Raw genomic sequence first — 12,004 nt, 5'->3', positions numbered from 1 at the left:
ACCTCTCCAACTTACTCGGCCCGACCTTCGCTGTCAACCTCGTGTCCGAGGTGATCAACTTGGTCAGTCCCATCCACGCTAACGCACGCCGTACCCGGCGGTCGTTGCTGTCGTGGATTTCGGCGGACCGGCCGGCGCTGCTCTCGCAGCCACCCGCCCGGCTCCCTGCCGGCTTTCGAACTCTACCCGGTCGGCTTCGCGATCGCAACTCCGTGTTTCTCGGAGTGCCTCGCACCGCCCGGATCCTCAGTCTGGCTCGGCGTCTCCGCCACCAGCCTGGCGCCCACTCTCGGCCGGTTTGTCCGGCGTCCCGCGTGCAGAGAGAAAGTTACGCGGACGGCATCGAGAAGGCAAATCAATGATCGTCATTGGGCCGAACCAGCCGGTGGACACGGGTCCGGCGACCTCGGAAAAGCACCGGTCGAAGGGGTCCCCCGGAAGCGGGGGCGTGCCAGAGTGTTCGACATGGATGACGCGACGCCGACCACGCTCGCCGAAGAAGCCCTGCTCGGACTGCTGCTGCCGTTCTGGCAGCTGGTCATCGGCGCCTTCGTGCTCGTCGTCGTCCTGGTGTCGCTCCGGCGGCTGGCCGAGCGCGGCCCGTCCCGAATGACCACGGCCCTGGTGGTCACCGCCGTGGCGATCGTCGGCTTCACCGTGGTGGGCGTACTGCTGGAGAGCTGACCAGGCTCAGAGGCGGCGGTTCGCCAGGCTGGGCAGCTCGGCGCGGATCGTCCGCAGCCGGTCGAGGTCCAGCTCGGTGACCGCCAGCCCCGGCCCGTCCGGGACCTGGCTGAGCACCGTCCCCCACGGGTCCACCACCATGCTGCGCCCGAAGCAGGTCCGCGCCGGCTCATGGTCGCCGGTCTGCCCGGCGGCCGCGACGTAGCACTGGTTCTCGATCGCCCGGGCCCGGAGCAGGACCTCCCAGTGGTCCCGGCCGGTGTGCATCATGAACGCGGCCGGCACCACCAGCAGCTCGGCGCCGCCGTCCGCGGCCAGCCGCCGGTACAGCTCGGGGAAGCGGAGGTCGTAGCAGATCGAGAGGCCGACCCGCAGGCCCTCGATGTCGACCACGACCGGCTGGTCGCCCGCGGTGACCGTGGCCGACTCCTGGTACGACACCCGACCGGGGATCTCCACGTCGTACAGATGGATCTTGCGGTAGCCGGCGGCGAGCGCGCCGGAGCGGTCGAAGACCAGCGAGGTGTTCCAGGTGTGCGCGGGATCCGGACCGGCCTCGTGGAACGACCCGGCGATCACCCAGATGCCGAGCCGGCGGGCGGCCTCGGCGAAGAAGGTCCCCACCACACCGTCCACCGGCTCGGCCGGCGGCATCCGCTCTCCCGGGCCGAGGTAGTCGACGTACTCGGGAAGCACGGCCAGGTCGGCGCCGGCCGCCGCGGCCCTGACCAGCAGGGCCTCGGCGGCGGCGAGGTTCGCCTCCCGGTCGTCGCGGGCGTTGAGCTGGCAGACGGCGACGCGCATGGGGCTCAGCGTACGGGCGGGGACGGACCGACGACAGGGCTCAGATGCTCGCCAGCACCAGCGCGCCGGCGGCGAAGCCGAGGCCGGCAAGCTGGACCGGCCGCAGTCGTTCCCGGTCGACGCCGAGCGCGAGCAGCACGGTGCTCGCCGGGTAGAGCGAGGCGATGGCGGCGACGATGCTCAGGTGTCCCCGGGCGGCGGCGGCCAGGTAGAGCGCGTTCGCCGCGGAGTCCAGCAGGCCGGCCGCCGCGGCCCAGCCCAGCACCCGCCGCTCCAGCCGCAGGCCCACTGCGGTACGCGCGGCGAGGGCGAGGCCGAAGGCGATCGAGCTGACCCGTACGGCGAGCACGGGCCACATGCCGGCGCCCTCGTCCGCCTGACCGAGCAGGGCGAAGAAGACCCCGAAGAGCAGGCCCGCGCCGAGGGCGGTGCCGAGCACCCGGCGCGACACCCGGCCGGAGACCCCGCCCTCGCCGAGGCTGACCAGGGCGATGGCCAGCACGGCGAGGCCCGCGCCGCACAGGGCCACGGCCCCCGGGGAGTGGGCGGTGAACAGTCCGGCCACGATCGGCACCACGGCCGCGGTGATCGCGGTGACCGGAGCGACGACGGCCATCATCCCGGTCGAGAGGGCGCGGTAGAGCAACATCACGCCGCCGGCGCCGGCCACCCCGGCGAGCAGTCCCCAGGCCAGGTCGAGCGGGCGGGGCGTGCCGGGCACCAGCAGTACGAGTGCCAGCAGCAACGGCACGCTGAGGAGCTGCGAGACCACGGTGACGGCGATCGGGTCGGCACGCCGGGAGGCCTTGCCGCCGGAGAAGTCGGCCGTGCCGAAGGCGATTGCGGACACCGCTGCTAGCACAATGGGGAACACCAGGAAGTCGTACCATAATGTTGACCGCGAAGGACAGTGTGATGACCGACGCAGGAACCGGGCGGGTGAGCGCGGTGACCTCCGCCGTCGCGGGGCAGGTACGCGAGCTGCGCGCCGCGCGCGGCTGGTCCTTCGAGGAGCTGGCCGGCCGGTCCGGGGTCAGCAAAGGGATGCTGGTGCAGATCGAGGGGGCGCGGACCAACCCGAGCATCGGCACCCTGTGCCGGGTCGCCGACGCCTTCGGGGTCAGCATCGCCCGGCTGCTGGAGCCGGCCGAGGAGCGCAGCGTACGAATCTCCGCGAGCGCCGACGCGCCGGTGCTCTGGCGGGGCGAGCGGGGCGGCATGGCCCGCCTGCTCAACGGGACCGCGGTACCCGACCTGGTCGAGCTCTGGGAGTGGCGGCTGGAGCCCGGCGAGGCGCACCGCTCCCCCGACCATCCGCGCGGCACGCGGGAGATCCTGCACGTGCTCGACGGCGCGGCCACGGTGACCGTCGACGGCGTCGACCACGACGTACGGGCCGGGGAGACGATCGAGTTCCTCGCCGACCGGGAGCACGGCTACCGCCCGGCGGGTACGGAGCCACTGCGCCTGATGATGGTGGTGGTCACCCCGTCGGGCGAGTGGGACCGGCGGACCCGCTCACGCGGACCGCGCCCGAGCTGAGCGCGGGCGCGGTCGGGGCGACTCAGGCCGACTTCTCCTCGCGGTCCCGGCGAGCCCGGCGACCGGTGAACTCGCGGGGCACGATGGTCGGGTTCACGTTCTCCAGGACGACCTCGCGGGTGATCAGCACCCGGGCCGCGTCGGGGTTGCTCGGCACCTCGTACATCACGGAGAGCAGGACCTCCTCCATGATGGCGCGCAGGCCACGGGCGCCGGTGCCGCGGAGCATGGCCTGATCGGCGATGGCCTCCAGCGCGGGCTGCTCGAACTCCAGCTCGACGCCGTCCAGCTCGAAGAGGCGCTGGTACTGCCGGACCAGGGCGTTGCGCGGCTCGGTGAGGATCCGCACCAGGGCGGTCCGGTCCAGGCTGCGCACGTTGGTGATCACGGGGAGCCGGCCGATGAACTCGGGGATCAGGCCGAACTTGAGCATGTCCTCCGGCATGACCTGGCTGAAGATGTCGTCGGTCGACCGCTCGGAGACCGACCGGAGCCGGGCGCCGAAACCGGTGCCGCCGGAACCGGTGCGGGCCTCGATGATCTGGTCGAGCCCGGCGAAGGCGCCACCGCAGATGAACAGCACGTTGGTGGTGTCGATCTGGATGAACTCCTGGTGCGGGTGCTTGCGCCCGCCCTGCGGCGGTACGTTCGCCACCGTGCCCTCGAGCATCTTCAGCAGCGCCTGCTGCACGCCCTCGCCGGAGACGTCCCGCGTGATCGACGGGTTCTCCGACTTACGGGCGATCTTGTCGACCTCGTCGATGTAGATGATCCCGGTCTCGGCGCGCTTGATATCGTAGTCGGCCGCCTGGATCAGCTTGAGGAGGATGTTCTCCACGTCCTCGCCGACGTAGCCCGCCTCGGTGAGGGCGGTGGCGTCCGCGATCGCGAACGGCACGTTGAGCATCCGGGCCAGGGTCTGCGCCAGGTGGGTCTTGCCGCAGCCGGTGGGGCCCAGCAGCAGGATGTTGGACTTGGCCAGCTCGACGCCGTCGGAGCCGGAGCCCGGGGCGCCGGCCGCCTCGGCCTGGATCCGCTTGTAGTGGTTGTAGACCGCTACGGCGAGCGCCTTCTTGGCCTGCTCCTGACCGACGACGTAGTTGTCGAGGAACTGGCAGATCTCCATCGGCTTGGGAAGCTCTTCCCACTTCACCTCGCCGGATTCGGCCAGCTCCTCCTCGATGATCTCGTTGCAGAGATCGATGCACTCGTCGCAGATGTAGACGCCAGGGCCCGCGATGAGCTTCTTGACCTGCTTCTGCGACTTGCCGCAGAAGGAGCACTTCAGTAGGTCGCCGCCGTCACCGATCCGTGCCACCTACGTTCTCCCTGCACTCGTCGGCCGGAGCGCCGGCCCTGACCTGCGGGCGCCGGGCGCCCGTCCGTCCTGTCGTCCCACCCTGCCGGTCCGACCCAGCCAAGCGGTACAGACCCGACGTTACCCGCTGGCGGGAGTTTCTCCGACCCCCAAAGCGGGTGTGTCAGAGGTCGGCCGGGAACGACGCCCCGGCCGACCTCCGACCTGACACTGCTCAGCTCGCGGCGTGCGCCGCGAGCAGACCCTTCTTGCGGCTGGTCAGAATGGTGTCGACCAGCCCGTACTCCTTGGACTCCTCGGCCGTCATGATCTTGTCACGGTCGATGTCCTTGCGGACCTGCTCGATCGGGCGGTTGCAGTGCTGGGAGAGCATCGTCTCCAGCTGGGTCCGCATCCGCAGGATCTCCCGGGCCTGGATCTCGATGTCCGAGCCCTGGCCGTAGCCGCCCTCGGTGGCCGGCTGGTGGATGATGATCCGGGAGTTGGGCAGCGCCATCCGCTTGCCCGGGGTGCCCGCGGCGAGGAGCACGGCCGCCGCGCTGGCCGCCTGGCCCAGGCAGACGGTCTGGATGTCCGGACGGACGTACTGCATGGTGTCGTAGATCGCCGTCATGGCGGTGAACGACCCGCCCGGCGAGTTGATGTACATGATGATGTCGCGGTCCGGGTCGGTGCCCTCGAGCGTCAGCAGCTGGGCCATCACGTCGTTGGCCGAGGCGTCGTCCACCTGCACGCCGAGGAAGATGATCCGGTCCTCGAAGAGCTTGTTGTACGGGTTGGACTCCTTCATCCCGTACGACGTGCGCTCGACGAACGACGGCAGAACATAGCGGTTGTGCACGGCCGCGAACTGTGGCGGCAGGCTCAGGTCGGTCATCGTCAGCTCCTCGCTCAGCTCAGGGTCCCGGCGCCTTCCGGAACCTGGGCGGCTCCGGTGATCACCTTGTCGATGAAGCCGTAGTCCATGGCCTCCTGGGCGGTGAACCAACGGTCGCGGTCCGAGTCCGCCTCGATCTCCGCCGCGCTCCGGCCGGTGTGGTGGGCGACCCGCTCCTGGAACATCCGCTTCGTGTAGAGCATCTGCTCGGCCTGGATCGCGATGTCGGCGGCCGTGCCGCCCATGCCGCCCGAGGGCTGGTGCATCATGATCCGCGCGTGCGGCAGGGCGTACCGCTTGCCCTTGGTGCCCGCGCAGAGCAGCAGCTGGCCCATGGAGGCCGCCATGCCCATCGCCACGGTCGAGACGTCGTTGTCGATGAACTGCATGGTGTCGTAGATCGCCATGCCGGAGTAGACCGAGCCACCCGGCGAGTTGATCCAGAGGTTGATGTCGCGGTCCGGGTCCTCCGCCGCGAGCAGCAGGAGCTGCGCGCAGATGCGGTTGGCGACCTGGTCGGTCACCTCGCTGCCCAGGAAGATGATCCGCTCCTTGAGCAACCGGTTGTAGACCGAGTCGTCGAGGTTGCCAATGGTGTCGCCACCACGGGCGTCGATCGCCCGGAGCGGCTTCGGTGGGATGTGCATGTCGGTCATGGCAGCCCTTCGCTCTCCGTACCGTCCTACCCGACACTAACCGCTCAGCCGGGGGGCGTACTCCCGGTCGGGGCACTGTTCGCTCTCAGCGCAGTCACCCTCGGGGCGTACCCGGAAAAGGGTTTCGGCCGCCGCCCAGCGCGCAGCGCGGGACGGCGGCCGACACCCGATGATCAGTGCTGGTGGTCGTGCTCGGCCTCGTTCTGGGCCCGCAGCGCGTCGAGGGTGACCTCGTTGCCCGCCGAATCCTTGATCTTGATCTTCTCCATCACCGAGGCGAGCGCCTTGCCCCGCCGGACGTCGCCGAAGACGGCCGCGGCGGCACCCGAACGGACCAGCTGGTCGTAGTACTGCTGCGGGGCCATGCCGGCGCGCTGGGCGCGGTGCACGATCTCGTGGCCGAACTCGTCGTCGGAGACCTGCACGTCCTCAGCGTCGGCGAGAGTGTCCAGCAGGAGCTGGATCTTGACACCGTCGGTCGCCGCCTGGGTCAGCTCGGCGTCGATCTGCTCCTCGGTCTTCTCCTCGGCGGCGAGGTACTCCTCCAGGGAGGCGCCGATCCGCTCGAGCTGGTCGACCATCGCGGCCTTGCGGCTCTCGACCTCCTCCTTGACGACGCCCTCCGGCGCCGGCACCTCGGCGGTCGCGACCATCTGCTCGAGGGCCTTGTCGCGGGCGGCGTAGATCTGCTCGACCTGCTTGCCGCGGGTGACCCGCTCACGCAGGTCGTCGCGGAGCTCCGCGATCGTGTCGAACTCGCTCGCCAGCTGGGCGAAGTCGTCGTCGAGCTCGGGCAGCTGCTTCTCCTTGACCGTGCGGACGGTCACCGCCACCTCGGCGTCGCGGCCGGCGAAGTCGCCGCCGACCAGCTGGGTGGAGAAGGTGGTGCTGTCGCCGGCGGCCAGGCCGACCAGGGCCTCGTCCAGACCCGGCAGGAGCTGCTTGCTGCCGACCTCGTGCGAGATGTTGCTCGCCTGCCCGCCCGGCACGTCCTCGCCGTCGACGGTGGCGTTCAGGTCGATCTGGACGTAGTCGCCCTCCTGGGCGGCCCGCTCGACGGTCTTCAGCGTGGCGAACCGCTCGCGCAGGCTGTTGACCTGCTCGTCGATCTCGCTGTCGGCGACCTGGATCTCGTCGACGGTCACCTCGATGGTGGCCGGGTCCGGCAGGGTGATCTCCGGGCGGACGTCCACCTCGGCGGTGAAGTTGAGCGAGTCACCGTCGTTGAACTCGGTGATCTCGACCTCCGGGCGACCGAGGGTCTTCAGGTCGTGCTCGCGGACCGCGGCGAGGATGTTCTGCGGGATGGCCTCCTGCACCGCCTCGTTGAGGACGGTGCCCCGGCCCACCCGCTGGTCGATGACCGCGGCGGGCACCTTGCCCCGGCGGAAGCCGGGAACCTGGACCTGCTGGCCGATCTCCCGGTACGCCTTCTTGAGGCTCGGCTCGAGCTCGACGAACGGCACCTCGATGGCGAGCCGCACGCGCGTCGGGCTCAGAGTCTCGACGGTGCTCTTCACAGGCGTACTCCTTGACGGATCTTGGTGTTGAAGTCTGGGCGTGATTGCGCGGCATCGAGTGTAGGCGAGCCGACCCGCCGCATCGGCAGCGCCCGGGGTACCGCGCGGAAAAATCGGCGGCCCCGGGACGAGCCGGTCGCGAACGACAGTCGGGGTGGCGGGATTTGAACCCACGGCCCCTCGCTCCCAAAGCGAGTGCGCTACCAAGCTGCGCCACACCCCGTGGCGACGAGAAGTGTATGCCGTCCGCGCCCGGCGCAGGGTCACCGGCCCGCCCGTGGCCGGGTGGAGGCCACCCGCGCCCCGGTGGAGGCCACACTTTCGGGGAAAGTGTGGCCTCCGGGCGCGGGGAGGGGCCTCTTTCCCGGAAGTTGCGTGGATCATGGGGGCGCAACGCGGGTACGGGGCCGCGCGTCCGGTTTCGGGATTCGGTAGGCTGTCTCGCGCGCCCCGGGTACAGCGGGGCGGTCGCGGGCGTAGCTCAATGGCAGAGCTTCAGTCTTCCAAACTGACGGTGCGGGTTCGATTCCCGTCGCCCGCTCAGTGATAGTGGCCCAGGTCAGACATCGTTTCCGACCTGGGCCACATCCATACCTATCGCTTGGCCTTGCGGGCGTGCCTGCTACGTGCCCGATAGCGTTCCTTGGCTGGTAGATCATCGCGGCCCGGGTCGAACCGTGTCCCATGCGCGCCATCAGGTCGGCCAGGCTGGCACCAGTGCCAGCGGCGAGGGTGTTCCCGGCGTGTCGCAGGCCGTGGAAGTGAAAGCCGGGCAGGCCGGCGGCGGCGACCGAGGCGGACCAGTGAGGGGTTGGCCGGCAGCCGGCCGGGCCGCGCGGCCAGGAGTCCGCGCGGCGTAGGGGAGCGCACGGCTGGCCGTGTCGGCGGCCTGGCGGCGGTCGCAGGGTTGCGGTTACTGCGCCTCCGGCGGGGGCCCTCGGGCTCCGAGACGCGGGCCGGGCGTCGGCCCGCTCCCCAGGAGAGCGGGTCGACGGCAGACAGGATGGGATGATTCGCCGAGGTGAATGGCTACTCTTCCACCTCTTGCTCCAATGCCGCTTAGCCTAAGTTGATCATGCGAATGTCTCGGGATCAACCCGCCTCAAAAATCTTGACACCTTCCGCAGTCGGATCCCGAGATCTACCGTTCGGTGAATGTCGCCATCGACATGCCCGCCGAGATCGGGCCAGGTCTGGGACGCCCGCTGGTCGGCACGGTGCAGGGTTCGAGGGGCCCGACCTACGCTTCGCCCGTCAGTCCGAGGTCCGGATCTGCTCCAGGTGCGTCAGAGGTTCCCGGCGGAACTCCATGAGCTCCCGCAGCGCGTCCTTCTCCGCCGTGGTGATCACAACGTCCTCCTCCGACAGGGCGCCGACGAGCGTCGGGATCGCCAGGTCCCAGGCCCCGGCGCCTGCGGCGGTCAGGACGATCGGCCGGTAATTCGGGCTGATCTTGGGTGCCAGCTGGTCGGTGATCCGGCGGCTGAGCCGGTAGAAATCGATGACTTCCATGGGTTTCCCGTGGGTTCGGTGGCTAGGCCGGCGGGTTGGTGGTGACGCCCTCGCCGCTGACGGGGAAGCCGCCGGAGATGCTGCCGTCCTTGTCCAGGGTAACGACGCAGGTGATGCCGTCGCGGGTGCCGCTGACGACCCAGCCGTCGCCGTGGGGACGCGCCTGAGGGCGGCTGTCGGGGTGGGCGGCGATGCTCTTGAACCAGGCCTCGACCTGCGCCTTGATGGTGCCGGGCGGGAAGAGCGTCTTGCCGGGCTCGGTGGACGTGGGCTTGTGGTTGCCACTGCCCATGCCGTCGCCGTCCCAGATCTTGTCCATCGCCCCGTCGCCCATCTGACCGAAGCGGTGCATGTCGTACTTGGCGTCGGTGAAGTCGGGGTCGTCCCAGGGGTTGGTCTTCTTGGGCGCCTCGGGCTCGGATGTGTCGGCGCCCTTCGGGCGGCCCTCCTCGGCGCGCTTGATGCCGTGCTGCTGGGCTGGTCCCACGCGCTTGGGCATCATGCCGGGGTTGAACTTGGGACGCTTGGGGCCATCGCCGTCACCGCCGTGCGGTGGGGTGGGGCCTGAGGGGTGCTTGTTGTGGAGGCCCGCCACAGCGAACAGGACCACCAGAACGGCGGTGGTCCGCAGGGCCGCCATGAGTTGTCGCATCGAGGGCCGCCTAGACGTCGAGGAGTGCGCGGAGGGCGGAGAGGCTGGTGATCAGGCCCATCAGCCAGCCGAAGATGCGGCCGGTCCAGCGGACGACGGCGACCGCGAGCTGGGAGGCGACCAGCGGTGTGGCGATGCCGAGAGAGAAGACCTCCTCGGCCAGCCACACCACGACCTTGGCGATGCAGTCGGCGATGAAGGCGCGCACGACCTCCCGCACTATCTGCACCAGGGTTCCCGCGCCACGGGTCGCTGCACCCATGCCGGCGGCCGTGCCCGCGAAGATCCCGGCGACGTCGATGTTGACGGCGAGGATGTCGCGGTAGGCGTCGGCGGCGACGCCCTGCCATCCGTCGAGGTCGCCGACCAGCCGCGCCTTGAGGTCCTCGGCGATGGAGAACAGCTCATTGGCCATGTTGTCCCAGGTCATGGCGTGCGTCTCGATGGTCTCGGGATCACCGGCGAGCCAGTCGAGTGCCTGCTTCAGCGGCTCGACCTGCTCGATGGCCCACTCGATGCCCATCGACAGGAGCGTGCTGAACGGGTCGATGGCGATGGACGCCACGTCGAGAGCGGCGCCCATGCCCGCGATTGAGCCGTCGATCCAGCTGCCGGAGTCGATGGCGTCCTTGATGCCCATGTAGTCGTCGGCGAGCGGCAGGCCGGTCCAGCCGTCGCGGTGCGCGGCGCTGGTCGAAGGGATGTCGGAGGTCGTGGCGACCAGTGGGTTGCTCATGAGAGGACGCCGGGCCGGCTCAGGCCGCGGAGCGGAAGGAGTTGAAGCCGGTCGGTGGTCGACTCCTCGGCCCGCTCGTAGGCCTCGGCGGTTTTCTTGGTTCCCGCGGCGAGCAGCGCGATGTTCTCGGCGAGCATCCCCACGCCCCTGTCCTGGTCCCGGTGGCGTCCCTCCAGGATGGGTGGGAAGAACTGGCAGAGCTGCCCGTAGGCATCGTCGGCCTGGAAGATGGTGCCGCTCCGCGGCCTTGACGGCGGCGAAGCGGTCGTGAATGGCCCACATGGCCGTGGCGTGCGCGCGCAGGGCTTCGATGTCGACCTCGACCCCCGTACATCAGTAACACCCCTCTTCGTCCTCGGTGTCGGCTGCCCGGACGCGCGGCGCACGGCGCATCCGACGGGCCGCTGGAGATCGACGCGCGGCGCGGGCTGCGTACGATGCGGGCCGGACATCCCCTCGTCGGGTGGAGGTAGGCACGGATGTCAGGCCAGCAGGACGGCTTCGCCCTCGGCGTCGACCTCGGCACCTCGAACACCGTGGCGGTGCTGCGCTGGCCGGACGGGCGGACCCGTCCGCTGCTCGTGGACGGCCACCCGATCCTCCCGTCCGGGGTCTACGCCGACACCGAGGGACGGCTGCACGTCGGGCGGGACGCCCAGCGGCTGGCCCAGGCCGACCCGACCCGGTACGAGGCGAACCCCAAGCGCCGGGTCGACGAGGCGACGGTCGAGCTGGGTGGTCGGGCGTACCGGCCGGCGGAGCTGCTGGCGGCGACGCTGCGGGGGGTCGCGGACGCCGCGGTGGCGGCGGCGGGTTTCCTCCCGCCGGCGGTGGTCACCCATCCGGCGGCCTGGTCGGCGCCCCGCCGGCAGGTGCTGCACGACGCGCTGGAGCTGGCCGGCTGGCCCTCGGCCGCCGAGCACACCCTGTCCGCGCCCATCGCGCCCGGCACCCGCCTGCTGCGCGAGCCGGTGGCCGCGGCCCGCTACTACACGCAGGTGCTGCGCCGGCCGGTGCCGGTCGGCGGCTCGATCGCGGTCTTCGACTTCGGCGGCGGCACCCTGGACGTGGCGGTGCTGCGCAACGAGGGCGCCGATCCGTGGGGCGACTCGGGCTTCCAGCTGATCGCCACGGGCGGGGTCGCCGACCTCGGCGGTCTGGACCTGGACGCCGCGCTGCTGCGGCGGCTCGGCGAGTTGGTCGCCGCGGCGCATCCGCGGCAGTGGGCCCGGTTGACCAACCCGGGGAGCACCGCCGAGTGGCGGGACCGGCAGCAGCTCTGGGAGAACGTGCGCGGCGCGAAGGAGATGCTGTCCCGGGCCACCGTCGCGCCGGTGGCCGTACCGGGGGTGGAGGCGGCGGTGCCGCTGTCCCGGGAGGACCTGGAACGGCTCGCCGCGCCCCTGCTGGCCCGGGCGGTGGCCGAGACCCGGCAGGTGATCGCCGCCGCCGGGCTGGCGCCCGGGCAGCTCTCCGGTCTCTTCCTGGTCGGCGGGTCGACCCGGGTTCCGCTGGTGGCCCGGATGCTGCACGCCGACCTGGCGATCGCCCCGACCGTCCTGGAACAGCCGGAGCTGCCGGTCGCCGAGGGTGCGCTGACCGACCTGCCGCTGCCCCGGCGCGGCGGGCGCCCCGGTCCGGTCGTACCGGCCCCGGCCGGGCCACCGGACACCCGACCTACCGAGCCGGCCGCGGACTCGCCG

13 protein-coding genes and 2 tRNA genes are annotated in these 12,004 nt (G+C 70.8%); 4 read left to right on the top strand and 11 right to left on the bottom strand.

Going from position 1 to position 12,004, the window contains the following annotated elements:
- The first annotated feature begins 465 nt into the window (after positions 1 to 465).
- Positions 466 to 684: a hypothetical protein gene (locus EFE23_RS25615; protein ID WP_123243468.1), complete on the top strand. Its 219-nt coding sequence runs from the start codon at positions 466 to 468 to the stop codon at positions 682 to 684.
- Between the two features lie 6 nt (positions 685 to 690).
- On the opposite strand, the gene EFE23_RS25610 is transcribed toward EFE23_RS25615, so the two are convergent.
- Positions 691 to 1,488, bottom strand: a complete 798-nt coding sequence (locus tag EFE23_RS25610) for a carbon-nitrogen hydrolase family protein (protein ID WP_123243467.1) — start codon at positions 1,486 to 1,488, stop codon at positions 691 to 693.
- A 40-nt stretch (positions 1,489 to 1,528) separates the two neighbouring features.
- A complete protein-coding gene (locus tag EFE23_RS25605; protein WP_255421178.1) occupies positions 1,529 to 2,350 on the bottom strand; it encodes a DMT family transporter in 822 nt (273 codons plus the stop codon).
- Positions 2,351 to 2,403: 53 nt separating this feature from the next.
- Between EFE23_RS25605 and EFE23_RS25600 the strand changes: the two genes are divergently transcribed.
- Positions 2,404 to 3,030 carry an XRE family transcriptional regulator gene (locus EFE23_RS25600; protein WP_123243465.1) on the top strand — a complete coding sequence of 209 codons (627 nt, stop codon included), beginning with the start codon at positions 2,404 to 2,406 and terminating at the stop codon, positions 3,028 to 3,030.
- 22 nt (positions 3,031 to 3,052) lie between these two features.
- On the opposite strand, the gene clpX is transcribed toward EFE23_RS25600, so the two are convergent.
- From clpX to EFE23_RS25575, 5 genes are all read right to left on the bottom strand, one after another.
- Positions 3,053 to 4,348, bottom strand: coding sequence for an ATP-dependent Clp protease ATP-binding subunit ClpX (clpX, locus tag EFE23_RS25595; RefSeq protein ID WP_123243464.1), 1,296 nt, complete (start codon positions 4,346 to 4,348; stop codon positions 3,053 to 3,055).
- Between the two features lie 214 nt (positions 4,349 to 4,562).
- Positions 4,563 to 5,225: an ATP-dependent Clp protease proteolytic subunit gene (locus EFE23_RS25590; protein ID WP_123243463.1), complete on the bottom strand. Its 663-nt coding sequence runs from the start codon at positions 5,223 to 5,225 to the stop codon at positions 4,563 to 4,565.
- A gap of 14 nt (positions 5,226 to 5,239) precedes the next feature.
- Positions 5,240 to 5,881, bottom strand: coding sequence for an ATP-dependent Clp protease proteolytic subunit (locus EFE23_RS25585; RefSeq protein WP_123243462.1), 642 nt, complete (start codon positions 5,879 to 5,881; stop codon positions 5,240 to 5,242).
- Positions 5,882 to 6,054: 173 nt separating this feature from the next.
- Positions 6,055 to 7,401, bottom strand: coding sequence for a trigger factor (gene tig, locus EFE23_RS25580; protein ID WP_158675924.1), 1,347 nt, complete (start codon positions 7,399 to 7,401; stop codon positions 6,055 to 6,057).
- A gap of 149 nt (positions 7,402 to 7,550) precedes the next feature.
- Positions 7,551 to 7,624 (bottom strand) — tRNA-Pro (locus EFE23_RS25575).
- Between the two features lie 247 nt (positions 7,625 to 7,871).
- Between EFE23_RS25575 and EFE23_RS25570 the strand changes: the two genes are divergently transcribed.
- A tRNA-Gly gene (locus EFE23_RS25570) sits at positions 7,872 to 7,942 on the top strand.
- A gap of 713 nt (positions 7,943 to 8,655) precedes the next feature.
- On the opposite strand, the gene EFE23_RS25555 is transcribed toward EFE23_RS25570, so the two are convergent.
- Genes EFE23_RS25555 through EFE23_RS28295 form a run of 4 tightly spaced genes read right to left on the bottom strand, consistent with a single transcriptional unit; the run spans position 8,656 to position 10,444 of the window.
- Positions 8,656 to 8,913, bottom strand: a complete 258-nt coding sequence (locus tag EFE23_RS25555; RefSeq protein ID WP_123243460.1) for a hypothetical protein — start codon at positions 8,911 to 8,913, stop codon at positions 8,656 to 8,658.
- A 22-nt stretch (positions 8,914 to 8,935) separates the two neighbouring features.
- The gene (locus EFE23_RS25550) at positions 8,936 to 9,565 is read right to left on the bottom strand and encodes an EndoU domain-containing protein (protein ID WP_123243459.1); all 630 of its coding nucleotides are present in this window, start codon (positions 9,563 to 9,565) and stop codon (positions 8,936 to 8,938) included.
- Between the two features lie 10 nt (positions 9,566 to 9,575).
- Complete coding sequence (locus EFE23_RS25545) at positions 9,576 to 10,301, bottom strand: WXG100 family type VII secretion target (protein ID WP_123243458.1); 726 nt, start codon at positions 10,299 to 10,301, stop codon at positions 9,576 to 9,578.
- Positions 10,298 to 10,444, bottom strand: coding sequence for a hypothetical protein (locus EFE23_RS28295; RefSeq protein ID WP_158675923.1), 147 nt, complete (start codon positions 10,442 to 10,444; stop codon positions 10,298 to 10,300). Before EFE23_RS28295 ends, EFE23_RS25545 begins: the two co-directional genes overlap by 4 nt.
- A gap of 336 nt (positions 10,445 to 10,780) precedes the next feature.
- On the opposite strand from EFE23_RS28295, the gene EFE23_RS25540 reads away from it, so the two are divergent.
- The coding region (locus EFE23_RS25540; RefSeq protein WP_148058530.1) for an Hsp70 family protein at positions 10,781 to 12,004 on the top strand (1,224 nt) is incomplete at its 3' end.

The organism is Micromonospora solifontis (assembly GCF_003725545.1).
GTDB lineage: Bacteria > Actinomycetota > Actinomycetes > Mycobacteriales > Micromonosporaceae > Micromonospora > Micromonospora solifontis.
Note: the sequence above shows the minus strand (reverse complement) of the source record. Positions and strands in the feature narration are given on the sequence as shown.